General features: G+C 61.1%; 21 protein-coding genes. 12 read left to right on the top strand and 9 right to left on the bottom strand.

Annotated elements, in window-relative coordinates:
• The first annotated feature begins 341 nt into the window (after positions 1-341).
• The 7 genes from BKA07_RS10355 to BKA07_RS10325 all read left to right on the top strand — a co-directional run bounded on the left by BKA07_RS10355 (position 342) and on the right by BKA07_RS10325 (position 8,891).
• Positions 342-1,769 (top strand): MFS transporter, encoded by a 1,428-nt coding sequence (locus tag BKA07_RS10355; protein WP_167950833.1) that lies wholly within the window; start codon positions 342-344, stop codon positions 1,767-1,769.
• Between the two features lie 72 nt (positions 1,770-1,841).
• Positions 1,842-3,416, top strand: a complete 1,575-nt coding sequence (locus tag BKA07_RS19800) for an FGGY family carbohydrate kinase (protein WP_167950832.1) — start codon at positions 1,842-1,844, stop codon at positions 3,414-3,416.
• A gap of 50 nt (positions 3,417-3,466) precedes the next feature.
• Complete coding sequence (locus BKA07_RS10345; RefSeq protein ID WP_167950831.1) at positions 3,467-5,158, top strand: glycerol-3-phosphate dehydrogenase/oxidase; 1,692 nt, start codon at positions 3,467-3,469, stop codon at positions 5,156-5,158.
• The gene (locus tag BKA07_RS10340; RefSeq protein WP_167950830.1) at positions 5,158-6,678 is read left to right on the top strand and encodes an FAD-binding oxidoreductase; all 1,521 of its coding nucleotides are present in this window, start codon (positions 5,158-5,160) and stop codon (positions 6,676-6,678) included. The genes BKA07_RS10345 and BKA07_RS10340 overlap by 1 nt, the downstream gene beginning before the upstream one ends.
• A gap of 50 nt (positions 6,679-6,728) precedes the next feature.
• On the top strand, positions 6,729-7,343 hold the full coding sequence (locus BKA07_RS10335; RefSeq protein ID WP_167950829.1) for a glycerol-3-phosphate responsive antiterminator: 615 nt from the start codon (positions 6,729-6,731) through the stop codon (positions 7,341-7,343).
• Positions 7,344-7,357: 14 nt separating this feature from the next.
• A complete protein-coding gene (locus tag BKA07_RS10330; RefSeq protein ID WP_167950828.1) occupies positions 7,358-7,678 on the top strand; it encodes a putative quinol monooxygenase in 321 nt (106 codons plus the stop codon).
• Positions 7,679-7,715: 37 nt separating this feature from the next.
• Positions 7,716-8,891 carry an alcohol dehydrogenase catalytic domain-containing protein gene (locus BKA07_RS10325; protein ID WP_167950827.1) on the top strand — a complete coding sequence of 392 codons (1,176 nt, stop codon included), beginning with the start codon at positions 7,716-7,718 and terminating at the stop codon, positions 8,889-8,891.
• A gap of 175 nt (positions 8,892-9,066) precedes the next feature.
• On the opposite strand, the gene BKA07_RS10320 is transcribed toward BKA07_RS10325, so the two are convergent.
• The 6 genes from BKA07_RS10320 to BKA07_RS10295 form a co-directional block, all read right to left on the bottom strand.
• Positions 9,067-10,170, bottom strand: coding sequence for an S-methyl thiohydantoin desulfurase family protein (locus BKA07_RS10320; protein WP_245161915.1), 1,104 nt, complete (start codon positions 10,168-10,170; stop codon positions 9,067-9,069).
• Positions 10,167-11,717, bottom strand: a complete 1,551-nt coding sequence (locus BKA07_RS10315; RefSeq protein WP_167950826.1) for a hydantoinase/oxoprolinase N-terminal domain-containing protein — start codon at positions 11,715-11,717, stop codon at positions 10,167-10,169. Before BKA07_RS10315 ends, BKA07_RS10320 begins: the two co-directional genes overlap by 4 nt.
• Before the next feature lie 146 nt (positions 11,718-11,863).
• Positions 11,864-13,066, bottom strand: a complete 1,203-nt coding sequence (locus BKA07_RS10310; RefSeq protein WP_342449030.1) for a purine-cytosine permease family protein — start codon at positions 13,064-13,066, stop codon at positions 11,864-11,866.
• A 90-nt stretch (positions 13,067-13,156) separates the two neighbouring features.
• Positions 13,157-13,876, bottom strand: a complete 720-nt coding sequence (locus BKA07_RS10305) for an aspartate/glutamate racemase family protein (RefSeq protein ID WP_167950825.1) — start codon at positions 13,874-13,876, stop codon at positions 13,157-13,159.
• Positions 13,877-14,061: 185 nt separating this feature from the next.
• On the bottom strand, positions 14,062-15,567 hold the full coding sequence (locus BKA07_RS10300; protein ID WP_167950824.1) for a helix-turn-helix domain-containing protein: 1,506 nt from the start codon (positions 15,565-15,567) through the stop codon (positions 14,062-14,064).
• 3 nt (positions 15,568-15,570) lie between these two features.
• Positions 15,571-16,614, bottom strand: a complete 1,044-nt coding sequence (locus BKA07_RS10295) for an S-methyl thiohydantoin desulfurase domain-containing protein (RefSeq protein WP_167950823.1) — start codon at positions 16,612-16,614, stop codon at positions 15,571-15,573.
• Between the two features lie 298 nt (positions 16,615-16,912).
• Between BKA07_RS10295 and BKA07_RS10290 the strand changes: the two genes are divergently transcribed.
• The 3 genes from BKA07_RS10290 (at position 16,913) to BKA07_RS10280 (ending at position 20,784) form a co-directional block, all read left to right on the top strand.
• The gene (locus tag BKA07_RS10290; protein ID WP_167950822.1) at positions 16,913-18,004 is read left to right on the top strand and encodes a LacI family DNA-binding transcriptional regulator; all 1,092 of its coding nucleotides are present in this window, start codon (positions 16,913-16,915) and stop codon (positions 18,002-18,004) included.
• A 343-nt stretch (positions 18,005-18,347) separates the two neighbouring features.
• Entirely contained in the window at positions 18,348-19,736 is a 1,389-nt protein-coding gene (locus BKA07_RS10285) for an MFS transporter (RefSeq protein ID WP_167950821.1), read from the top strand.
• A gap of 61 nt (positions 19,737-19,797) precedes the next feature.
• Positions 19,798-20,784 carry a DUF2804 domain-containing protein gene (locus BKA07_RS10280; protein WP_167950820.1) on the top strand — a complete coding sequence of 329 codons (987 nt, stop codon included), beginning with the start codon at positions 19,798-19,800 and terminating at the stop codon, positions 20,782-20,784.
• A gap of 101 nt (positions 20,785-20,885) precedes the next feature.
• Here the strand turns inward: BKA07_RS10280 and BKA07_RS10275 are convergent, their stop codons facing one another.
• The 3 genes from BKA07_RS10275 to BKA07_RS10265 are packed head-to-tail and all read right to left on the bottom strand — an operon-like array spanning position 20,886 to position 23,717.
• The gene (locus BKA07_RS10275) at positions 20,886-22,145 is read right to left on the bottom strand and encodes an NAD(P)/FAD-dependent oxidoreductase (RefSeq protein WP_167950819.1); all 1,260 of its coding nucleotides are present in this window, start codon (positions 22,143-22,145) and stop codon (positions 20,886-20,888) included.
• Positions 22,138-22,302, bottom strand: coding sequence for a hypothetical protein (locus BKA07_RS10270; RefSeq protein ID WP_167950818.1), 165 nt, complete (start codon positions 22,300-22,302; stop codon positions 22,138-22,140). Before BKA07_RS10270 ends, BKA07_RS10275 begins: the two co-directional genes overlap by 8 nt.
• Entirely contained in the window at positions 22,299-23,717 is a 1,419-nt protein-coding gene (locus BKA07_RS10265; protein WP_167950817.1) for a sodium:solute symporter family protein, read from the bottom strand. Before BKA07_RS10265 ends, BKA07_RS10270 begins: the two co-directional genes overlap by 4 nt.
• Positions 23,718-23,824: 107 nt before the next feature.
• Here BKA07_RS10265 and BKA07_RS10260 point away from each other — a divergent pair, with 107 nt between their 5' ends.
• On the top strand, positions 23,825-24,772 hold the full coding sequence (locus tag BKA07_RS10260) for a LysR family transcriptional regulator (RefSeq protein WP_167950816.1): 948 nt from the start codon (positions 23,825-23,827) through the stop codon (positions 24,770-24,772).
• A 272-nt stretch (positions 24,773-25,044) separates the two neighbouring features.
• A complete protein-coding gene (locus BKA07_RS10255; protein WP_167950815.1) occupies positions 25,045-25,941 on the top strand; it encodes a universal stress protein in 897 nt (298 codons plus the stop codon).
• The last annotated feature ends 4 nt before the right edge of the window (positions 25,942-25,945 follow it).

Below are 25,945 nucleotides of genomic sequence, written 5' to 3'. Positions count from 1 at the left end.
TCGTCTTTGATTCGACTGGAGACGACACTACGAACTTGGAATGCCCTAGGTCACTACGCAGAAACGCAGTCTTCACCACAGGCGGTTTGCAAAAAATGCAAACTCGCAGGTAAAGCCGATAAGACGCTTTCACTCCTTGGACTTAACCATCTGTGCGAACCAGGCCGACCGCAGTCAGGAGAGGCGAGGCACGCCGCGAGGTTTACAGTAAGTCACGCTTCCTTTACAGTGGCTTCTTGTAGGGCAAGAATCTTAGACCTCCTACCTGTGGTCGGATTCTGTCCTTTTTTGTTTCCTCTGTCCTTGTCCGGCCCTGTGGAGGTCCGACAAGGAGGTCATTTATGGAGGTTCCAGTCCGTGGGGTCGGCGATGTTGCCGACTATATTGATTCACGACCCGGCATTCGGGGTCGCGCAGGGATCATCTGGTGGTTGCTGCTGGGCGGCTTGTTCCTCGAGGCACTCGCCAATTCGGCGATGAGTGCGGGCTTGAACCCGATGACTGAAGACTTAAGTCTCAGCGCGGGAGAGGTGGCATTGCTGACCTCACTGTCATCTTGGGTCGCATTGTTCTTCAACCCGATCGGCGGCGCGATCGCCGATCGTATCGGCCGCGTGCCGCCGCTGATCGCGGCAAAGGTCCTTGCAGTGCTGGGAGCCGTGCTGGCCTGCACGGCCACCGGCGTAATCCAGGTGGCGTTCGGTCGCGCGTTCGTAGGAATGGCCTATGGAATCGACTTCGCGATCGCCATGGCGATGCTGGCAGAGTTCACTCCCAAACGTTACGCGGCACGGCTCAATACGTGGCAGGGCATCTGGTACACAGCAGTCTCGCTCAACCTGGTGTTGGCCATAATCTTCTATCAGCTCGGCACTGGTGACTCGATCTGGCGGTATCTGTTGGGGGCCTGCGGCGTTGTCGCCCTGGTCCTGCTCATTCTGCAGTCGCGGTACCTCGTGGAATCACCGACGTGGCAGGCCCGCAAGGGGCGCCTGGTCGGCGCGGCGAAGTCGATGTCGCGGATCTACAGTGAGAAATTCGTCGCCGAGGAGACTCCCACCGACGAGGCGCAGGGGCCGGCCACCGCGAACAAGGGTGTGAAGAACCTGGGTCTGATCTTCCGGGGCACATACCTCCCGCGCACGATTCTCGCCTCCACCGTGCAGCTGGTTCAATCGATCCAGTACTTCGGCGTGGGCTGGTACCTCCCGATCATCGCGGTAGCCCTGTTCGGGACCGACTTCGTCTTCAACACAGTCGGTTCACTGGTATTCAACGTGTTCGGCATCATCGGCGGCTTCGCCTCCGCCTGGCTGTCGACCAAGATCGGTCAGCGCATCGCCTCGAAGTGGGGCTTCCTGATTGTCTTCGTCGTGCTGGTGGTGTTCGGTCTCGCCTATGACAAACTGCCGCTGTGGTTGGGCTTCTTACTGCCGTCACTGTTCATCCTGTGTCACTCCGTCGGCCCGGCCGCGAACGGGAAGAGCTTGTCGTCTCTGTCGTTCCGATCCGAGTTGCGCGCCACGGCCAATGGATTCATCGGCGCGATCGGAGCGTTCGGCGCGGCCCTCGGCCTGCTGATCTTCCCGTTGCTTCAGGATGCCGTCGGTCTGGGGCCCACGTTCCTCATCGTCGCGATCTTCCCATTCGCCGCGTTCATCGTGTGCACCGTCATCAAATGGGAACCGACCCGCGCCGAGGTGAATGTCGATGAGGAGACCGACGCGCCACAGTTCGCATCGCCGCCGCAACAGGCTCCACTGCACTAATCCAGCACACTCCACCTAGTGAACCCGGTTCCGGAGGAAGGTCTCCGGAACGGGAGGAAGTCAGGTCAGACCGTGACAACCGCACCGATCCAGCGCGGGATCCTCGCGATCGACGAAGGCACAACAAGCACCCGAGCCGCCATCGTCACCGAATCCGGAGACGTTCCTTTCATCTCCTACCGGGAGTTGGAGACTTGCAGCCCGACTCCAGGCGTGGTCGAGCAGTCCTTCGAACTGCTGTGGGAATTCACTCTCGAGGTTCTGCGGGAGGCCCATGCTAACGCTCGCGAACTCGGCATCACGACGGTGGCGGTGGCGATCGCAACCCAGCGGGCAACAGCCGGACTGTGGGAATCTGCGACCGGCCGACCATACGGCCGCGGCATGGTCTGGCAGGACACCCGCTACGCGGAACAATTGTGCCGACTGTCCGGCGACTGGGACACACGACTGCGAACTCACACCGGTCGGACCGCCGGCGTCCGCTCCCCCTACCTCTGGGCAGCCGAGCGCATCGCAGCCGAAGCCGATGTGTCCCAGGCCCACGAACGAGGCACCCTGAGGTTCGGCACCGTCGACACATGGCTGGCTTGGAAGCTTACCGGTGGCCGCACCCACATCACCTCACCTACGAATGTCGCAGCCTGCGGCGGCTACGACGTGGAGACTGGCGGATACTATGCCGAGTGGATCCGCACGCTCGGATTCCCTGAGGAACTGCTGGCCGAGATCCGAGACGATGGCGGCGAGGATCTGGCCGTCCTCGATCCTGACATCCTCGGCGTCGAGCTCCCGATCCGGGCTCTCATCGGCGACCAACATGGGGCGATTCTGGGGCTGGGGTGCTTCGACGCCGGCCAATCCACCTGCATCCACGGCACTGGCAGCTTCATCGATCAGATCCTCAGCGATCGGATCCCGATGGACACGACGGTTCCCGAAGCCGTCACCGGCACGGTGGCCTGGCGCAGCGGCACGACCGTGCACGCGGTCGAGAACTTCACCGCCGCGACAGGGTCGGCCCTCGGCTGGCTGTGCCGACAGATGCGGATGTTTGCCGATCCTGTCGAGATCACGGAACTCGCATCGCACGAGACGCTGTGGTCAGGGCCCGTACCGCGTTTCGTCCCGGCTTTGACAGGAACTCGCCTCCCGGTCATCGATACACGCGTGCGAGCATCGATCTCCGGCATGGGCCTGTCGACTACACGTGGACAGGTCGCCGTCGGGATGCTCGAGGGGATCGCCCAATCCGTCGCCCAGAGCGTCGACGCCAACATCGCGGTAGCCGGAGACCGGCCCGCACAGTTGTGTGTGGGCGGCGGTCTGTCCAAGTCGGACCCGTTGGTTCAGATGCAAGCGGACCTGACAGGGGTGCCGATGCTCCGATATTCGGACACCGATAAGGCCACATTGCGCGGCACGTCATACCTGGCAGGACTGGGCCTGCTCTGGGGCTCCCTACAGGAGGCAGCGCAGACCATGGGCACCCCGGAGGTCTTCGAACCAAAGCTCACCCAGAGACAAGCCTCCGAACATACGGGAGCCTGGCGGGCGGCGGTGGCTGCCGAGCTGAGGGACCTCGATACGTCGGAACCTCCCGTTCGCAGGCAACCGGACGCAACCTCGGCGGTCAGCTCGACATGATCGCGTGCCCACCAATCCAGAACCACATCAGCAAGAGTTAGGAGACTCGGATGGTTTCCCTTCCGGGCAGAAAGATCAATGACGCGCGGGCCACGATGGTCTTGGAGAACCCGCAGGGCTTCTCGCGACGCGAGATGCTGGACGAACTGGACTCGACCGTCTACGACCTTGTGATCGTCGGCGGCGGCATCACCGGTAGTTATGCGGCTCTCGACGCCGCTCAGCGAGGATTCAGAGTCGCGCTCATCGAAAAAGACGACTTCGCTTCCGGCACCTCTTCCAAGTCATCGAAGATGGTCCACGGCGGACTGCGCTACATCGAACAGGGGAACCTGCCGCTCGTGAGGCATTCGCTTCTGGAACGCCAGAGGCTTCGCAAGAACGCTCCGCACCTCATCCAACGGCTGCCGTTCCTGTTCCCCGTGCTCAGTGAGAACGGAGTGTTCGATCCGCGCCTTGCGGCCGGCTTCGAAGCACTGCTGTGGACCTATGATCTGGCAGGCGGCTGGCGCGAAGGCGTGCTGCACCAGAAGCTGGCCCCCAACGAGGTGCTCTCCCACTGCCCGACATTCAAGACTGAGCGACTCAAGTACGGCCTCATGTACTACGACGCCAGAGTCGACGACGCACGCCTGACTCTGACCATCGCGCGTACGGCGGCCCACTTCGGGGCAACGGTCGTGAACCACACGAAGGTGGCTGACATCCGCCGGGACAGCGGCCGAGTCTCCGGTGTCGAGGCGGAGACGGTCGAGGGACGCTCGCTGAGCATACGTGCCAAGTCCGTGGTCATGGCGACGGGTTCGTGGCTGCGCGACTGGCACGGCGCCCACCCCGATGCAGACGTGCCGCCGATCCGTCCTGCCAAAGGTGTGCACATCGCCGTACCGTGGTCCAAAATCCGCAATGACTGCACCGTGACGATCCCCGTGCCGGGCCGTTCGCGCCGAGCCACCATCACCCGCTGGGGTGACATCGCGCTGCTGGGCACGACCGACGACGACTATCAGGCCGATCTGGACGAGGTCCACTGCACGGCTGACGAGCGGGACTTCCTCATCGACGGCACACGCACCGCGCTCAACACCGACCTGGACGAGAACGACGTGCTGGGGTCCATCGCAGGGACTCGTCCGCTGACGGCAGCTCCGGGCGGGAAGTCAGTGGACGTCAAACGCAACCACGAGATCCGCGTGGATGCAGATGGCCTGGTGACTGTGGTCGGCGGAAAACTCACGACCTCGCGTCACATGGCCGAGCAGACCATCGACGCCGCCGCCCAGGTGCTGGGTTCGAAGTCACGATGCGCGACAGCTAAGCAGTCGCTGCTCGGCGGTGCCGGATACGATGCCCAATCGACCACTGCCACAGGCGGTCTCGTCGCGCATCTGGGCGAGCGTTACGGCAACGAGAGCCACTTCGTCGCCGACATCATCGAGAACGAGCAGAGCGCCGACGAACCCCTGGTCGACGGCCTCCCCTATCTGACCGGCGAGGCCGTGTACTCGATCCGCCGGGAGATGGCCACAACGATCTCGGATGTCCTGGACCGCCGGACCCGATCGCGTCTGCACGCCCGTGAAGCAGCAGCCGCTGCAGCCCCCAAGGTCGCCGATCTGCTGGTAGCGGAGGGAACGACCGACCGGGCCGCCGCAGATGCCCAGCTCGCGGACTACCTCGACGACATCGCCAAGGAAACCACAGCTCTGAACACCTACACCAACGACAAGGAGTACGTCTGATGCTCAGCAAGGAAGCCCTCAAACGCAAGTACAACCGCGGTGACTACACCGTGGGAGGCCACACCATACCGAAGTTCGCGAAAGCCGGCGCTCCGGAGGCCCGCGAGCCACGCTTCCCCGGCGCAACAGCACTGCCGACAGGGTTCGCCGATTCGTTTGCCGGGATCGCCGGGATCGACGAGATCATCACCGACCAGCAAGCCGTGACCGAAGGCGTGCGCGACTGGTGGGCGGACACGATGATCGCTGAGACGGACCATCGCGGTCAGTATCCTGAGACGCTCATCGTCAGAGTTTCGACCGTCGCAGCCGTTCAGGCTGTGATGGCCGCCTGCAACGCAGCGAATGTCCCGGTGACGACCTCCGCAGCCCGTTCGAACGTCACGGGATCCGCGCTTCCCACTGCCGGTGGCGTCGTCCTCGACGTGCTCAGTCTGCAGGGGGTGCTCGACTTCGATGCGGACAGTCAGATCATCACTGTCGAGCCGGGCATCTTCGGCGACGTGTTCGAGCAGTGGCTCCAGGACCGTGGGTTCACTGCAGGAAATTGGCCCTCCTCATTCGGCATCTCGACCGTCGGAGGCTGGGTGGCCTGCCGTGGAGCCGGACAGCTCTCCACACGCTATGGAAAGATCGAAGACATGGTCGTCGGTCTCGACGTGGTACTCTCCGACGGAACCCTCGTCACGACCGGTGGCAGCCCACGTGCGGCCGTGGGGCCCGACCTCAATCAGGTGTTCGTCGGTTCCGAAGGCACCCTCGGTGTCATCACCTCGATCAGCCTGCGCGTGCATCGGCTGCCCGACTACACGAAGGCGCAGGCGTTCGGATTCCCCAGTTTCGCCGCCGGCCTCGAGGCCTGTCGAGAGATCCTGCAGCGCGGGGCGAATCCTGCCGTGCTCCGTCTGTACGACGAACTCGAGTCCGGGGTGCAGTTCGACCACGGAGAAACGAACGTGCTCCTGATCGCCGACGAAGGCAATCCGGTGATGGTCGACGCGGTCATGACCGTGGTCGCCGAAGTCTGCCAGGATGCTGTCGAACTCGACCAGGATGCAATCCTCGAGCGGTGGCTCGACACCCGTTATCTCACAGGCAAATCGGCCGAAGGGTTCAAAACCGGTGCCGGATTCGTCGCCGACACCCTGGAGATGGTCGCGCCCTGGTCCGTGCTCCCCCAGGTGTACGAGCGAGTGGTCAAGGCCATCAATTCGGTGCCCGGAACCAACGCGGGATCGGCACACCAGTCGCACGCATACGTGGATGGCGCGTGCCTGTACTTCTCGCTTCGCGGCACCGTCGAGGTCGACGCGAGGCAGGGCTGGTACGACCAAGTGTGGCAGACAGTCAACAGTGTGCTGATCGAAGAGAATGCGACCATCAGCCACCACCATGGGTGCGGTTTGCTGCGGGCACCGTACGTGGCAAACTCACTGGGGACGGGCTTCAGGGTGCTCAAAGATCTCAAGCAGTCGCTGGACCCGAAGTCGATCCTCAACCCGGGCAAACTCGGACTCTGAGACAACCACGGCAGAAGGCAGTTGGCGGCGAGGCCAACGAGGGAGATGTGATGACACTCGAGAGCACTTTGCGGGACAATCCCGTGATCGGCACGCTGTTCGGCGAGGACGACATGAAACAGTTCTGCGCACGTCCGACTCGATTCAGCTTCGTCGCCAATCTGCCGTTGGTCCGCGTCGGCGCCGTCATCGAACGATTGTCGGCGGCCACTACGCTGCCGATGCTGAACGTGGACTCGGTGCAGGGGCTGACCGCCAATGCTGACGGCCTCGAGTATCTCAAAGGCATCGGAGTGCCCGGCATCGTCTCCACACACACCCAGGCTGTGAGCCGCGCAGCGGACTTGGGACTCTTAGCCGTGCAGAAGGTGTTCGTCACCGACCGATCGAACCTGCGACGGGCGGCAGCAACGGTCAAGTCCAGCCACGCCCACTTCGTCCAGCTCATGCCCTGGCCGGTGGTGCCTCACCTGTCCCCTGAGTTCCTTCGTGAGCTGGGCCCGTTCATCGTCGCCGGATTCGTGAGCACCGAGGACGATATCCGTTCCGCGCTCAGCCTGGGTGCGCTGGCCGTGTCGAGCAGTCAAAAGGAACTCTGGGACTACCGACCGTTGAACCGACATACCGGCCGAAACGTTTCACCGCGAACCACACAATCCCGCTGAGGAGCAGAACGCAGATGACCCAACAGACGAATTCCGATTCCGCCCAGTGCGCGCATCATCTGGTGCTCGCCCATTACCACCCTGCGCAGGGAAACGAAGCCAGAGTACTGGAGTTGCTCCGCGATTTGACCACCGCCAGCCGGAGCGAAGAGGGCAATGTCGGCTATGACTTCTACGCACCCGGTTTGATCCCTGGGGAGATCCTCATTGTGGAGCGCTATGTCTCGGCCGAGGCATTCGCCGTGCACCGAGAGTCCGAGCACTTTCGAACCATCGGCAAGGAGCAGATCATTCCACTGCTCGATGACCGCAGGATCGAAGAGTTCGAGATCTGAGAACTGTGTATCTGAAGACGAAAGAAGGGGACATCGCATGAGGATTCGCGGAGCAGTGCTGCGCACGATGGAGCCATCTCGCCCGTATGCGGAGTCCAAGCCGTTGGACATCGTCGACATCGAGCTGGACGAACCCGGTCCAGGCGAGGTGCTCATCAGAATGACTGCTGCCGGTCTATGCCATTCCGACCTGTCGGTCGTCGACGGCAATCGCCCACGACCACTGCCCATGCTGCTGGGGCACGAAGGCACCGGCATCGTCGAACAGGTGGGCCCAAACGTTGACGGCCTGGAGCTCGGCGACCATGTCGTGACCGTCTTCCTACCGCGGTGCGGCAAATGCGACCACTGCCGAACGAACGGCAAGTTGCCATGTATTCCCGGAAGCACGAGCAACAATGCCGGATACCTCCCCGGATTCGACATTCCGGAGACGTCATCTGTTCCGCGGACAGACGAAGGTGTTGCCAGGCTATCCCGCCTCCACGAGGTCGATGCCGATGGTCAGAATTCCGGCGAACTGTTCCACCACCTCGGCGTTTCCGTGTTCGCCGATCATGCTGTGGTCAATCAGGCCTCGGTGATCAAGATCGGTGACGATGTACCTCCCGAGGTGGCCGCGCCCCTGGGATGTGCAGTGCTCACCGGTGGCGGTGGCGTCATCAACGCCGGCAAGCCGCAGCCGGGTCAGGACGTGTTGATCGTGGGCCTCGGAGGTGTCGGCATGGCCGCGCTCATGACTGCGCTGGGGCTGGAGACCGGCAGAGTGATCGGTGTGGACGCCAATCCGGAGAAGCTGAACCGAGCCAGAGAGCTCGGTGCGTCAGAGGCCTACACCCCGGCCGAGGTCGAGGAGCGCGGCATCAGCGCTCCGATCGTCATCGAGGCGGCCGGCCACCCGCGCGCATTCGAGACGGCATTCTCCGCGACAGCTCCGGGAGGGACGACCGTGACGGTGGGCCTCCCGGCACCGACCGCGGAGTCCACGATCCATCCTGTCGTGCTCACCAGCGAGGCGCGCACGGTAATGGGGTCGTACCTGGGGTCTGCCGTCCCAACCCGCGACATTCCGACCTATGCCCGACTGTGGCGCGAAGGCAAGCTGCCAGTCAGTGAACTCGTCTCATCGACCATGCCGCTCAAGCAGATCAACAAAGCACTCGACACCCTCGCTGAGGGCAAAGCCGTCCGGCAGATCATCCTGTTCGACTGATCAGTAGACGGTTTTGTCAAAGAGACATGGTGAAGCGGCCGTTTCCGAGCCAAGGCCACAGCTGGCTCGGTCGCCACCACTTTGTTTCCGGCCCTCACGCAAAAACATCTTACCGTTCGGCTTCACCAGCGTGAGCACATTGCTCTCGGGAACAAGCTGAGACTCAACCGAGTCATCACCGTCTGAACTCGACCGGACGGACTGGATCGGTGTCGTACCCGAAATACCGGGGGCCAGCCAATTCCAAGCCGCCCGCTGAATGCCAGCGCTCATCGGCCGGGGAAACAATCAGACTGATCCGAGTGCCGAAGCGCAGCTGCTCCGTCGTCACCGCCTCACCGGTATCGGTATCGAGCCCGATGATGAGGTCAGGAGTCGTCGCCACCACGTCGCCACCTCGGCGAACGAGAAGGTTTTCGTTCTGAAACTCGATCTCAACAGTCCCCTCCGCCGTCGTCAGTTCGGCCCGGCCACGGGCGAATCCCGATGTCGTCCGGCGTTCGACGTCGCTGATCTTGCCCTCGGCAATCTGCACCGCGCCAAGTCGTGAGATCACAGCATCCTTCGCGGAACCCGCATGATGTCGAGAATAGGAGATGCACGCACCGAGTTCTCGGCACAGACTCAATGTTCCCGGGACGAAGGCGTTCTTCACCTGTGCGCCGGTCATCGCGTAGAGACTGACGATCGTCGAACATCCCATCTCCACAGTGGCGGTACGCGCCAAACGCTCGGCCCACTTGTTGCTCACAGTCTCCAGGACTATCGAATTGCCCTTCTCGTCACTGATCGACATCGGCGCCGCTTGCACTCCGCACAAGGTTGCAAGCACCATCTGGAGCTCAGGGAAAGCTCTCCCCATGCCGTCAGCGTCGATCAGCGGCAGCCCGAGCTCAGCGGCCGCGGCCATCGGGATCATCGAGTTGACCCCGCCGGCCTCCATACAGGCAATGTGAGTAGGTTCGACACCGAGATACTTTGCGATGGATCGAATCGACTCGACGAATTGCTCGGCCGACGCGAGCTTCTCCACCATCACCGTCGGAGCTCCCATCATCGCAATGGGAAGAACGACAGCATCATCGGGAACATCCTCGAGCTTCACCAAGTCGGCCGGACCGTGCTTGTCCAAAGCGGCTTGAGCCATGAGCATTCCAATGTGCGGGTCTCCTCCGCCTCCCGTGCCGAGGATTGCAGCACCGGCTGCGAAGTCTGGGCAGTCTTCCGGCCGGACCATGAGAGTCTGTGGACCTGGTGTGTCAGTTGCAACTGTGCTCATCGTGCCATCTCCTTGATACCGAGATCTCCTACTGCCTTGGCTCGTATCCGCGTCGCGTTTCCCGGCAGATACGGAATCGGGAACTCATCGAACTCGACAACCTCGACGTTCTCCGCCGATGCACCGGCCGCAATCGCCTTCTCCGTCGCTTCAGCTTTCGCCTCATCGATGACGGATGAGCGGCTTCGCGTCGCCAGAGAATAGACTTTGTCAACCTCACCGCTGACCTGTGCGATCGCAGCTCCGATTGCGTTGGCAACTCCGGAATTCTGCGGCAGGTGGATCTCGGCGAGGCCCGGCAGCGCCTTCGGCAGAATGACCGAACCGCCTCCGACTGCCACGACCGGCAGAGGAGCCGAGGACGTGCGCATTCGCTCCACAGTATCCGCGACGCGTGTTCCGATCTGATCGACCATGGCTTTGACCATCCCGCTATCCAGGTGAGCCACCGCAGAGGCGTCTCCCAGGTCGACGAGACCCGCTGCCACAGCGATGTCGGTTGCAGTGACGGTTGCGCCGCCGAAGACCAGCGCGTCCGAGGTGAGACGGTAGCCGACGGAGGCCGGACCAACGTATCCATCGTGGACGATCGACCCGCCGCCTATTCCCATGGACAGGACATCGGGCATACGGAAATTGGTGCGCACTCCCGCCACGTCGACGACGGTGGTCGCTTCGCGGGGAAATCCGTTGGTGAGGACTCCGACGTCCGACGTGGTGCCCCCGACGTCGACGACTGCACATGTTTCCAAGCCCGATGTGATTGCCGCGCCCCGCATCGAGTTCGTAGGGCCCGAGGCGAACGTCGCAACCGGATACTTTCGGGCGTACTCGACGTCCATCAGCGTTCCGTCGTTCTGGCTCAGGAAGAGTGGACAGCTGTAACCCTCGGCATGGATCACCTCGACGAGTCGCCCGATGATCTTATCCGCCAACTCTCGAAGCGCGGCATTGATGATCGTCGCGTTCTCCCGCTCAAGCAAACCAACTCGGCCGATCTCGTGCGACAGTGACACAGCAACACCCGACCCCAGCTCAGCGCGGATGATTTCTGCCGCGCTCTCCTCGAATTCATCGTTGATCGGCGAGAACACCGAGGAGATTGCAATCGAGCGTGTTCCTGCAGCTTCCATATCATGAGCGATCCCGCGAATCTCGTCGGGTCGCAGGGGCGATATCTCCTGTCCATCGAACTCATGTCCGCCATGCGCAAGATACGACTTTCCTCGGGCCGCGGTCGTGAGACGTTCGGGCCACCCCACCATGGGTGGCAGCGACGCAGTGGCTGGCAGCCCCAGGCGCAGCGCCGCCGTGGGGGCAAGATCTCGCCCCTCGACGAGCGCGTTGATGAAATGTGTGGTGCCGAGCATGATTGCTTCGACATCGGCAGGCGCGAAATCATGCTGTGCCTTCAACGACTTCAGGGCTTGCACGATGCCAGTCGTCACATCCTCGCTTGTCGTCTGCTTGACGCTAGCAAGAACGGTCCTGCCCTCCAGTGCCACAGCATCGGTGTTTGTACCACCGACGTCGATTCCAATTCTCATACCTGACCTTCCAAGTGGTGTGTGCTGGCGTCTGTGTTGTCGGATGCATTGACATGGTGGGTGCCATAGCCGCGGATGAGGCCCAATTTTCCCAGAATCAGGTAAAGGAGAAAGGCCGAAGCCACGGCATTGATCGACGGGATCCCTCAGGTCACAAAGTACGCTCCGACCGACGCCACGACCCAAATGATCAGGGTTACCGGCACGAAGCGCGGCGCTGTACGAGGGAACTCGTCACCCTTCGTGGACTCAAGGTCGTTCCGCCACCTCTTCACAAAGAAGTATTCGGCAATCATGATCCCAGCGACCGGCGGGAATGCGACACCGAGAATGGTCAGGAACCCGACAAGCTTGCCGAGAATACCGGCGGCAGCCAAAAGCGAACCGGCCACGCCGAGGACTCCGGTGACCACTGCACGATTCATCTTCCGCCCAAATATCGTGTCGATGAAGTTCACGACGCCCAAGCCGGAGCTGTAGAGGTTCCAGTCGTTGATCTTGAAGGTGCCCAACACAATGATGAGCACACCGACCCATCCAACCGAGGAGATGATGATCTGTGTGATGTCAGCGGTTTTGAGCGCGTGAGCGAGCAGAACGCCGGACATTCCGATGACGTACTCGCCGAGAGTGAATCCGAGAATTGTCTGCTTGACGACGTCGCCGATGGTGCGATTGAACCGGCTCATGTCGGGACAGATGACGGCACCGACCATGAAGCTGCCCGCCACAATGGTGGTGCCAGCCACGAGACTGATCGGTTCGCCGGCCGGAGCAGCGGCGATCATGTCGGATATCGCATGCGTACTCAGCTCAGAGATCACAGCCCATCCGACGAGTGCCATAAAGATCGGCACTGTGATGTTCGCGATCCACTGCATCGATCCGATACCGCGCACGACGACGAGAGTGATGAGGATTCCGAAGATCAGCGACCAGGCCCAGCTCGGAAGGAAGGGCATGATGAGGGCGAGACCATCGGCAGAGACCCCTGACTGGATACCGAACCATCCGACGGCACTGACACCGATGGCAAGGCCGATGATCGCAGAGCCCACAGTTCCGAAGCCAGTCCAACGAGTGACCACCGAGGTGCTCATTCCCTGCTTCATACCGATGACGCCGGTGAAGATCGTCACCAGTTCCAGAATTACAGCGCCGAAGGTGAAAGCCAGGAATGCGTTCCAGAATGACATTCCAAAACCGAGTGTGGCACCGATCAAAAACTGGGACAGTGCGGACAGTTGACCGAAGCGTTGCACCGCAATGAGAAACCAATGGTATCGGGCGGACCGTGGGACTCTGCTCAACGAGTAGTCGTCGGCATCTCGGGATGTCGTCTTTGACATAGTATTTTTTCCTTCTGATGATCAGCAAGTCCTGCTGAAGCCTTTGCGCATGCGGGGGTGGGCGAATGTATTGCAGCGGCCAATCTGTGATCAGATTGAGCGTTCTTTCGCCGGCGGCGGCATGTAGGTGCTCCGGCTCGGGAAAATGCCCAGTCGGTGACTGCCTTCAAGCCACGTGATCGCCGCACCGGTGGGGTCGACAACCGGAACCCTGTGACCGGCTTCGGTAAGTCTGTTCATCAGTTCCTGCACCACTCCCAGCATTCCCGTGCAGCCGAGGACAAGTACATCAGCATCGTTCGATTCGATGGCGTCGAGTGACTGTTCGTACAGCCGATCGACCATCGTCTGTCGATCTTCTAGGCCCAGCACCGGCAGATCGATGACACGTATAGCACCAACACGGTTGTCGATGCCGTATCGGCGGGAGAGACTGTGAAGCATGGGAAGGACATTCGGCAGCACTGTGACGATGCCGATCTTCTCGCCGAAGCTCATTGCGGTGAGCATGGCCGGCTCATATCCGCCCACCACTGGAACATCGATGATCTCCCGGGCCGCGTGGACGCCGGGATCGCCGAAGCAGGTGACGAAGACTCCGTCGACTCCATCAACCTTGGCCTCGACGATGCGGTCGAGAATTCCGGGTGCGGCAAGTGCCTCATCGTACTCGGATTCGATGCTGGCCGTGCCTCGTTTCAGAGAAACCGCATCAACGGTAGTTCCTGGGCCTGCCCAGCCTTGAACCTCCTCGATGACGCGGTCCAGGAGGTCATCGCCGATGACAGGAACGATCACTCGAATATGCATGTCTGCTCCATTGCTCGCTTGCGTACTTTCCTCATCACGCTACGACCAGATGTTCACCCGAGCTATGTGCAGTTTGCCTTCGTTGACCACCTTCATCGTGCAAAGTGCCCAGAACTGAACAATGAGGATGCCTGATTTATCGAAGAGCTTTCCCTGTCCGTCTCAATCAACCATTCGCTCCGACATCAGTATGCCAAGGCACGGCAGGCGAGCTGGAACGCCAAGCGCTGACTGGGATCGTCGAGGTCCACATCCAACCGAGCACGAATCTGCTGCACACGAGCAGCTACGGTATTGCGATGAATTCCCAGGGCACTTGCGGTTGTCGACGTCGATCCCCCGCTTTCCAAGTAGGCCTGCAGAGTTTCCAGCAGCTGCGGTGAGTCCATGAGAGGGGCGAGAGCGGACTCGGCAAAAGCTCGGGTGACCTCTGAGCGCTGCCACGTGGCGAGCAGACGAGCGACGCCCAACTCGTCGACGTGTTCAACAGCAGGTCGAAATCTATGGCTGGCAGCCAAGTCGGACGCGTCTCTCGCCTCATGCACCGTGTCGGAGAGGCCCCCGGGACCCTTGCGGGGTCGTCCGATCCCTGCGATCACGCACTCTCGACGGTCCAGCTGCAGGACCGCCTGCCGCACGTGGCGGAGCATTTCTCGGCCGTCTTCAGCGCTCGGCTCCGCAGCTGTCGTCACCCACATCACGTGACCGTCGCCGCGAGGGATGCTGGTGGTGACCCCGATACCCCGGTTCGCCAGCTCGCTTCGCAGCTGGTCCGCCGTCAACTGCGATTCATCGACCTGATCCCCCGCCCAGATATGCAGTCCGGTGTGCCAGTCCTGCAGTCGCCAACCGAGGGACAGAGCCGATTCGACGTAGTCGCGGCTGATCGTGTCCCTGGCCGCCACGATCTCGGAGAACAGCTGAGCTCTGATCACCTGACTCTTCTCCGTCTTAGCCCGTTGAGTCGACAGCCACGAACGAAGGAAGGGTTCGACGATCAGCAGCCCAAATTCAAGGATGTCAAGACGAGCAGAGGACGTCTGGCCGAAAGGAGCGATCAGCCAAGCGGCCGGACGGGTATCGTCCGGGTCGAGCACGGGATGAATCAGCGTGCGTCGGCCCCGCTGTGTGACAGCCCGGTCAAGGTGCAGATCCTCGTCGAGGATCAAATGCGCGCCGAGAATGCTCGACCCGTCGGGCGCGGCCAGGCCGAGATTCGTCTGCAGCACCGAATTCGCCGCTGTGAGGATCTCCTCCCCTGTGCGTCGTGAACTCAGCTGTCGCGACAGGCTCACCACGGTCGCAGACTGCACCAGTTGAGGCGCCCGGACCATAGTGATCAGCTGCGGCACCACCACTGCCGGGTCCGCCTGCATCGTCTGCATGACGGGGAACCTCAAACGGTCAGCCAACCGGACCGTCGACAATAGCGGCGAACGATCATCGGCGAAGATGAGCAGTCCGGAGGCGCCGGCATCGTGAGCCTTCCTGACCAAGGAGTCGAGCTTGTATGAGGGAACGCTGAATTCTCGAGCGCAGACCAACACCGCACGGTCCACGGCGCTCAGGTCCCCGGCGAACCAGACGACATCGTCCATGTCATCGTCGAGTCCCTCCTCACCGGCAACGACTCGAGCACCATGCAACACCGGGTAGGACAACAGATCTCGGACCTGCACTGATTCGACCATGTCTCAGTCCTCCCCCATGTCCATGCCGAAGGCTTCCGGACCCACCAGTGACAGCGCGCCCTCGGGCCACTCGTGAATAGTTGGCAGTGTCGACACCACCACCGACAGTCCACGGGTGACCTCGTCGCATCTCAATGGGCGGTTCGTCGTCCGGTCCACGACGATGATGATCTTCGGGGTACTCGCCACCGACGTACCATCGACAGTGACTGCAAGGAACTCATCCATGAAGTCGATTCTCGCCGCACTCCGTCGCAGATCATTCACTACTGTCAGAGAGCTGAGATCCCCATTGCGCACCTCTTCAACGACTCCTTCAGCAACGAGCTGACCGCCGATGAGTTCAGTCAACTCAGTGGTCTTGCGGTGCATATTTCTCCGGAATGCTCGACCGATGTCCAAACAGTGGCTCAGGCTCGATCCCATTCCGATCTGCCGGAGCTCCGCCGCGAGTACGGGATAGACGGCCAGTGCGGCTGCTCCACCCATCGAACTCACGATCGCCGACAGCATCGCCTCGAGCCGCCGAGGTGACCCGTCCTTGAGAACTGCAACATCCCTACTGGGACTCACCAGAGACAAGGGGGTGCTCCTTCGTCCATGGGCTGACAACAACGTCATGTGGATTCGCGGAAAGGCACGGCCCATCAGATCACCGTCGACGATGGGCACGCCGATGTGCGCGGACACCAACACACTGATGAGTGTGTTGAGACCACCGATTTCAATACAGCCGATCGCGTCAATGTCACGTCCCACCAGGTCAGCGACTGTTTCGGCGGCTCGAGCAAAGTCTGCAGGATCGAGCAGACGTTCGCTGACGACGTCCGGCGAACCGACCGTACCCACGTGGACAACACCGGCATCGCATGGAAGCTCTTCGGCCGACACCACAGTGACGCGAGTTTCGGGTGGGAGGATGCTCAGAAGATTCTGGCCGATTCGGCCATCGCCTCCGCCTCCCGAGCCGAGGAGCGCAGCCCCGGCGGCGAGAGAATCGAAGTCATCCGGAGACAGGCTCCACGATGAAGGTCTAGAAGAGTTCACAGCACCATGATCTCGCACCAAGTGCCCATTTCACCGCTGTGATCAGATCTCGAGCCATCTGACCGAGAGTCAACACCCAGCACGAAGCCCCACACCACGCTGCTGTTCCCATGAAAACACCCCGCACACACTGCGGGACGGCGATCGAAACAATGGGCCGCCCCACCTCGGCGATGGGGGGCGAATAGCACAATGACCAGGCGGATGGATCTGGAAGTCAATCGGTCGCATGTTTTCCGATTGCCTGAACCCTGTGAAACTATGATGGCTTGAGGAGCGCACACGGAGAAGTGGTTTTATGACGGATGAGGCTGGGACCAGACGTGACAAGCCCCGCCCCAGCATCAAGGACGTGGCAGCCTTGGCCGGAGTGTCATGGCGCACGGTTTCCAACGTCATCCACGGGCATCGTTACCTGAGGCCGGAGACCAAGGCCAAAGTGGAGAACGCGATCGCCGAACTGGGCTACAAGCCCCAGACGGCGGCACGGCAACTGCGCACTGGACGCAGCAATCTCATCACTCTCGCGATCCCGTACATCGATCATCCGTACTTCGCCAGCCTGGCGCATGCCGTCGTCGAAGCGGCCAAGGCGTATGACTACACCGTGCTGATCGACGAGACACGTGGACTGCCGGAGAAGGAAGAGCAGGTGGCCCACGGATACCAGAACAGCCACGCGGACGGCATCATCTTCAGTCCCTTGGCTCTGCCCGTCGACTCAATCCTCGCCGCCCGCGACAAAACACCGCTCGTGCTGCTCGGGGAGCATACGCTCGATCCCAGAATCGACCATGTCACCGCCGACAACGTCGAATCGACACGCGAAGCGACCGAACACCTCATCTCACTCGGTCATCGCCGAATCGCATTCCTCGGTTACCTCACCGAAGGCACGCTCGGCACAGGCGATCTCCGGCTCGAAGGCTACCGTCGCGCCCTCACCGCTGCCGAGATCGACGAGGACCCGGAGCTCATCATCGGCGCCGTCACCCAGACCGCCACTTCCGCTCCCGTCAGTGCAGAGAGCGACTACTCCCGCGAGGAGGGCTACGCCCGCGCCCAACAGATTCTGCAGCTGCGGCAGACGTCTCAGATCGATGCGGTGGTTTGTGCGAATGATCTTCTGGCAATCGGCCTGCTCCGGGCGTTCAGGGAGGCCGATGTGAACGTACCGGGCGACATTGCCGTCACCGGCTGGGACAACACCCCGGAAGGCGGCTTCTCAACCCCCACCCTCACGACGGTCGCGCCGGATATGAATGCAATCGCGCGGTTCGCCGTCGAGGCGGTACATCGACGCATCCTGGGCTCAACGGAGGCCCCGGTCGGACGGGTCGCTCCTCATCGTTTGATGGTCCGCGAGTCGACAGCGGGCGGTTTGCCCTAGCCGCTCATACCCCGAACGAGCCGCTGTTTTGTCCCCGACAGTTCGGGGCTGACTACCTCGCGTTGCCTGACTTCGCCTCGACGACGACTCCACATCTTGCCGACGGCTCCCCCTCTCACCGCCTTTATGATCTGAGTATTGCAACGTTGCAATACTCTCGGTGATCTGTTTAGATTTCTCTACAGAGCACCTTCGTAGGGCCCCATAGACTCGCCGACTCTGCTCAGACTTGTCTGCCTGTCTTCACGATCGGCGAGCACATCGTGTGGATCGTGAACAGCACAACCGCCGAAAAGTGCGTCAGAAGTGAGAGCGCTGACGCCTGGAATGACCGAGGAAGCTCATGCCTGTGAACAGCACCGACACACCGATCAAGCAGCAGGATCCGGAGAAGCCGGGTTTCGTCGAGAAGCTCGGCTACGGAATGGCAGGAGGCGCCAACAACGTCGTCTGGACCGGGATCTCGACGTTCCTCGTGTACTTCTACACCGATGTCGTCGGCGTCGCCGCAGGACTGATCGGAACGATCTTCCTCTTCTCCCGCCTCATCGACGGCGCCAGTGACGTGGCGATGGGTGTCGTCCTCGACAAAACTCGCACACGCTTCGGCAAGGCACGACCCTGGCTGCTGTGGTTGGCGCTGCCCTTCGCTGTGGTCGCCACCGCTCTCTTCGCAGTCCCCGATGCCAGCACCACCGTGCAGATCATCTACATCATCATCACATACAACATTGCGCTGCTCGTCTACACCGCTGTGGAGATTCCGCATGGCACGCTCGGTGCGCTGATCACCTACGACCAGCACCAACGTTCGGTGCTCAACGTAGCGAAAATGGTCGGCGCATATGTTGCCATCATTGCGATCACCAACATCACTCTGCCGATCGTCGACTTCCTCGGTGGCGGCCAGACCGGCTGGGTCTACACATTCATCGTCTTCGGACTCGTTGCCGCAGCCACGTACTTCTTCACGTTCTGGTCCACGAAGGAGCGGACGGACCCGGTCGGTACCAAGCAGGGCAAGGACAGGCCGACGGTCAAAGCCAGTCTGATCTCACTGATGCGCAACAAGTATTGGTTCATCGCGACCCTGGTGCTGCTGCTCATGTACATCTACAACGCGATCACCGCCGGAGTCGCGATCTTTTACTCCGAGTACGTGCTCGGGAATCCTGCTCTCGTCGGCCTCGTCGCTACTGCGCTGACGCTGGCCACCTTGGGCGGAATGCTCATCGTCGTGCCCATCACCCGCCGATTCGGCAAGCGCAACACCGCAATCGTCGGCTGCCTGATCGCAGTCTTCGGATCTCTCATCATCTTCCTGGTTCCCGACAGCACTGCCGTCGTCGTCATCGGACAGATCGTCCGCGGGATCGGCAAGGCTGCGATCATGGGCGTCATCTTCGCCATGCTCGCCGACACGATGGAATACGGAGAGTGGAAGACCGGCATCCGCATCGAAGGACTCATCTACAGCGGAGCCAGCATGGGGATCAAGGTCGGCACCGGACTCGGCAGCGCACTCATCGGATGGGGTCTTGCTGCCAGCGGATACCTCGGCGGCCAGGATACGCAGTCCGCGGAAGCCGTCACGATGATCTCGAACCTCTTCATCTGGGTTCCGACTCTCGTCAGCGTCCTCATGGCAGTGCTCCTCTATTTCTTCAAGCTCGACAAGCAGTATCCGCAGATCCTTGAGGAGCTTCAGGCCATGAAGAGTGCGAAGGCCTGAGACAGTCATCGCCGATGAGCGACCGGAAACAATCACCAATCAGCCAGATCAAAGGAAACAAATGGAGAAGGAACTTCACCAGCCCGTCGACATGTGCCTGAAGAACGGGACACTCAACCAGGCCGCCGTCGGATGGAGCCGATTCCCGCTGCACCGGGCCAACCTCAAGGGGTGGGGACGCCGGAAGCGATTCGACTACTGGTGCATCGTGTCACCCGAAATGATCCTGGCATTTTCCATCTCGGATACGGACTACAAATCCGCCACGTCCCTCTTCTTCCTCGACAGAAGGACACAGACCGAGACCACGGCGAGCGCCATGGACTGGTTCAAATCCAATCCCACCTCGCGCGCGCCGTGGGGCACACAGCAGATTCGCTCCGGCGACAAGAACGTCGACATCTCAATCACCTTCGGCAATCAGATCGTCGCACTCAACGTCGTTACGGCGAATGTGAACGCCGAGGTGGAGGTCAGCGTTCCCAACGATCACCAGTCGATGGGCGTGCTGGTTCCGTGGAGCAGCCGACGCTTCCAATACACCAGGAAAGACAACTGCCTGACCGCAAGCGGACGTGTTCGGGCCAATGGTGTCACCTACCGATTGGATGAGAAGACAACGACGGCAACGATGGACCATGGTCGTGGCAAGTGGCCCTACGACACCCTGTGGAATTGGGCCTCTGGCAGCGGGACGACTGACGGGGAAGAGATCGGCCTGCAGTTCGGTGCCAAGTGGACGGCGGGGACTCCGTCGACCGAGAATGCGCTGCGCTTCAATGGTCAGATCGAAAAGATCAGCGAAGAGCTCGAGTGGACTTACGACACTGAGGACTGGATGGCACCGTGGACGATCAAGGGCGAACGAGTCGACCTGATCTTCACCCCCGAGTACCATCGCCATTCCGGGTTCGACAAGAAGATCGTCAGCAGTCGCGAGGAACAGGTCTTCGGCCATTTCTCCGGGACCGTCTGGTCCCTCGAAGGCCGCGCGTATCGAGTGACAGAGGTCTTCGGATGGGCCGAGGAAGTTCATCGGCGGTGGTGACCTGACTGCGATTTCCAAGGCGGGGAGGCGTGATGGCTATTGTAGAAGTGCCTCCCGACTCACGGCACGACAGACCGGGCTATGAACAGTCTGGCGTGACTTCAGCGCTTTCGGAACCGTTCCGGACTGATTGCATGGGGGTCGACCCCGGCTGGTGTCCCCGGTTGCCCCTGCAGCTGGGCTTGGACAATTGCCGAAGTGATGGGCGCCAGAACCAGACCTTGCTGGCCGTGACCGGTTGCCACCGATAGTCCAGGATCGTGGGTGCGTCCAACAGCAGGCAGACCGTCGGCAATGCACGGGCGAAGTCCCGCCCAAGATTCCAGGATGTCGCGCGAGGAGAGCCCGGGGAACACGCTTTCGCCCGCTGTGATCATCGCACCCACCCGCGTGGCATCGACAGAGTCGTCAGATCCGGTCAGCTCCATGACTCCGGCGAGCCTGAGGCGATCGGGATAGGGGGTTGCGACGATCATCTCGTCTTTGATGCCGATGGGGAATCCCGGGTCACTCGAGCTCTTGGCCAGGTCCACGACATAACCTTTTCCATTGATCATCGGCAGGTGCAGACCAGTCGGTTTGAGCAGACGCTTCGATGGTTCGGCTGCCGCTACGACCGTATGATTCGCACTCAGGTCTCCAACAGAGGTGCTCACACCTCGTGTGACAGCGTTGCGGCGGAGCAGAGCCCCGGCGGGTGCATTGAAGCGGAAATCGACTCCGAGCTCGGCTGCGCGCTCTGCCACGGCATGTACATATCGGTATCCGTCACAGTGCGCGTCATCTGTGGTGAACACTCCGGCTTCCAGACCGGCTGCCGTCGGAATCTTCTCCATGATCTGTGCTGCGCTCAGAAGGGAAAATGCAGGGCGCAACGGGTGGTTCTCGAGGTCGTCAGTCGTCGCCTGTGCGGCCGTGAGGTTCCGATAGACATCGAGCAATCCGTTCTGTCGAAAGCCTGTGTCGAGCCCCGATCTGGCCATAGAACGGTGCATCGCGGTGCTCGCCCCGCTCAGTCGTCGTTGAGTGTCGATCGCTTTGTCGTGCTCCCGCGGCAAAGACGCAAGCAGAAAGCGAGGTATCCAGCTGATGTTCTCCGCACTGGGATCGAGCTTGAAGGGTCCGTAGGGGTTTGCGATATTTCGCAGTCCGGCCCTGACGTTGCCGAACCCTGTCAGCGGATGCGCATGGCTGGGAGCGAGAAGACCGGCATTGGCGTAGGAGCAGCCCATCCCAGGTTCGGCACGCGCTTCCACGACGGCTGTTGAAAGTCCTCGCTCGGCAGCATTCATAGCGATTGTGACGCCGATGGCACCTGCCCCGATGACCATGAGGTCGTAGTCCACGGATCGCTCACTCATCGGCTGGGCTCTCGGTGCTGGCAGTCTCCGCGAGCTCCATTTCGGAATATCTGAAGAGCATGTTCCAACAGAACCGGAGACCGAGGACCCCCACGTATGCCACCCAGATGATGATGGCGATAGGGATGACGATGAATGCTGCTGCGAGGACGATCATGATGTGACTACCTTTCCAACCTGAGTCTGCAAGTTCTTCGGCCTGTCGATCAGCATGTAGGCGCAAGCCAGGACAGCGATGTTCACAGGCAGAGCCACGATGATGGCGTTGATGTCATTCGGTGTGCCGAGTACGAAGGTCCACACGATCGCGACCGTGACTCCGGCCAGCATCGAGGCGACGATTGCTACGGGGGCTCGGCGCCTCGACATGATGGCGAAGACGAATGGCGCGACGACGGTCGGACCCCACAGCCCGTAGGTGAGCATAAGGGCATCGACGATGGTCTCTGCATTGAGAGCGAAGAGCAGGGCCCCGAAGCCGATGAGGAAGTTGCTGGACCGTTCGACCCACAGCAGCTGTCGTCCACTGATGTTGCGCGCGATGAAGCCTTTGACGAGATCGTTGGACAAGATCACCGACGCTGAGTTGAGCAGCGAATCAGCCGTGGACATGATGACTGCGACGAGTGAGGCGGCAACCAAGCCAGCGATGCCGAGGGGAAGCATATCGATGATGATCGTCGGAATCGCATCGTCGGGCCTGATGTTCGGGTAGAAGACGAGGGCGACGACGCCGAGGCTGGCGCTGACGAAGTAGAAGACCAGGCCGAAGGCACCGGCACGTGCGTACCCCTTTCTGGCCGACAGCGGGTTCTGTGCAGCCAGCGCCCGCTGCGCATAAGGCGGAATGAGAGCCTCCCCGAGAGCGAAAGCGATGAAGATGGCAGCGAATTCCCAAAAGCCGTACGTGCCGAAGAAATCGAGGTGGGTGTCCGGGATCCTCTCGATGAGGTCCATCGGACCGCCGGCACGGAAGACGCCGATGAGAAGTGCTACCGGCAAAAACAGGCCCAGGAGCACGAATTGGAACACGTCGGTCTGCACATCTGCCCAGATGCCGCCGGCAGTCGAGTAGACGAGCACGACACCCATGCCGATGACAATCCCCACGGTGGAATCGATGCCGAAGACAACCTGGAAGATCGATCCCAGTGCGAGACCCTGAGCCCCAAGAATGCCCACTGTCACCAGCAGTCCGAGGACGCCGACGATGAGCCGAGCGAGCTTTCCCGAATGAAGGTCGAACACGTCGCCGATCGTCACAGACGTGGTGTAGCTGTTGAGTCGCGGAGCGATGAACCAGCCGGTGATCACCGTCTGTACGGGAAAGGCGATGGCGGCAACCATGAACGCATATCCGACCTCATAGGATTCGCCGGCCCGTCCGAGTGTGGCTCCGCCGCCGAGGAAGGTTGCAGCCAGGGTAGAGAAGACGACCGGCCAGATCAGGCGACGACCGGCGACCGAGAAGTCATCGGCACTCTTGATGCGGCGTGCGGTCTGGAAACCGATGAAGAGTATTACTAGAAAATAGAGGCTGACGATGATCAGGTCGAGGGGCGAGAGGTTCATGTGTCGCCTTTCTTGCAACGCTGGAAGATTCGACTTGCTCACCACTCTCGAACGACGACTATGATAAGTCCAATACCGTTTTTTGATGATTCTCATAGGAGAGAGTTATGTCGGAACTGACGCTGAAGCGCCTTGAATACTTCTCCACGGTCGCCGACGAGGGGAACGTCACTCGCGCTGCGCGGCGACTGCACATCTCACAGCCGGCCTTGAGTCTTCAACTCAAGATGCTTGAGGAAGCGATCGGTCGCCCCCTGATGACGCGCACTCCCCGAGGCATCATGCTCACATCGGCCGGGTCCGCGCTCAGAAGCGAAGCGGAGATCTTGCTCCATCAGGCCCAGTTGCTGCGAAGCAAGGTGGATACCGCTGGAGAACGGGGGCGCGGGACCCTGACGGTCGGAGCGAGTCCGGTGGCATGTGAGCGATTCCTCCCCTTTGTCCTCGGACGTTTTCGTCGCAGGTTTCCAGGTATCGATGTCCGTGTATTGGAAGGTGATGCGGCCACTCTTGCCGACCAGCTCGACGCGAAGACGATCGACCTCGCACTGACAAGGCAGCGTCACGAGATCGTAGGAGGGAAAAACGACTCCGACCTTGAGACGACGGTGTTGCTCGAAGAGAAACTCATCCTCGCTGTGCCTCAGAACAACCGTCTGGCAGCCAGACAACGGGTGCATCTTGCTGACCTGGCTGACGAACGGTTGATTATGTACGGTCGCAGGCGAGGCGCTCGGTACTTCGATGCTCTGGTGACTGCCTGTCGCGACAAGGGAGGCTTTGATCCGACCGATATCGTTGAGGCTGATTCCATTGGGGCTCAGATCGCACTCATCGCGGCAGGCTACGGTATCGGGTTCGTCACCGATCTCAGCGCCCTTCGAACTGGCGAAGACGTGGCTTTCATCGACTGTCACGATCTCAATATCGAGTCACCGACCGTGATGATCTCGCGAAGAACAGTATCGACAGCCAGCGCCTTCGGCGAGGTCGCCCTTGGCGCTTCATCAGACTTCACCGACGCATTCGGCCCACAATTGATCGGCGATCTCTGACACGCTCAATGCCACGAGACTAAGCTGCCTCTCGTTTACGAACCCCCGCTGGACTACGACATACTCGACCCACGCTCGTCGAGAAAGCGGGATCCAGCTCCCAGCAGCACACCGAAGCCAGCAGCAAACAGAACGAAATGCTGGAGATTTCGACCATTTCCGAGATCGCCGACAACGGCGGTCTCGCAAATGAACCAGTCTTTGTTCGCCTTCGTCCGACTGTCCTATAGTCAACGGGAAGCCCCAGTCAGCCGCAGGTCAAAGGAGACTGTATGCGCTACGTCGTCGGAATCACCATGGACAAACGCGGACGCGACGCCGTGTCACTTGCGCTCACGCTTGCCCAATCGACGCTGACGTCCCACCCTGTCGAACTCGACCTGGTCCATGTGATCCGCGGTGTCCCGCCGGAACAGGCAGTGTCGAAACCGGAACGCGAATTCCAGAAGCTCTGCCTCGAGGAGGCTCAGCAATGGATGGCGAAGACACACGATCTCATTCCGAAGACCATCCATTCGACGACATCGGTCCACTTCTCCGATTCCATGGCAACGGGGCTGATCGACAAGGCCACGGAACGTCCCTGCGACCTCATCGTCGTCGGCGCGGCCAGCCACGGTCCGCTGCGACGCTTCACCGTAGGATCGGTGGCCAACGCACTCCTCCATTCTTCCCCCGTTTCGGTCGCTTTGGCCCCGTCCGGTTATCTGCCGCCCAGTCGTCTGACCCGGCTGACATGTGCTCTGGGCATGCGCCCCGGCGCCGAGGTGGCCCTCAACGTCGCGACCCAATCCTCAGTTCTCCATGACGTACCCCTGCGGCTGATCTCGCTCATCGCTTTCGACGCACGCTCTGGGGCCGCTGAGACGACCGACGCTGCCAGCGACCATGCGAAGAAGCTGCTCGTGCGCGCCTCCCAGTCGGTCGACAACGCCACCGAGGTCATGGTCGACGTCGCGCATGGCCGATCCATCGAATCCGCCATCGACACACTCACCTGGGATGAGGGCGAGATCGTCCTCATCGGTTCGAACAGACTGGCCCGCAGACAGTCGATCTTCCTCGGGACTACGGCCAACAAGATGCTCCGCAGTCTGCCGGTTCCGATGGTCGTCGTCCCCCGCTTTCCCGCGCCCGAGTCCACCGCTGACGACGATATATCGATCTGAAGGT

The sequence above is a fragment of the Brevibacterium marinum genome, assembly GCF_011927955.1.
In the GTDB taxonomy this organism is placed as follows: domain Bacteria; phylum Actinomycetota; class Actinomycetes; order Actinomycetales; family Brevibacteriaceae; genus Brevibacterium; species Brevibacterium marinum.
The sequence above is the reverse complement of the archived record's forward strand: the minus strand, read 5'-3'. Positions and strand labels throughout refer to the sequence as shown.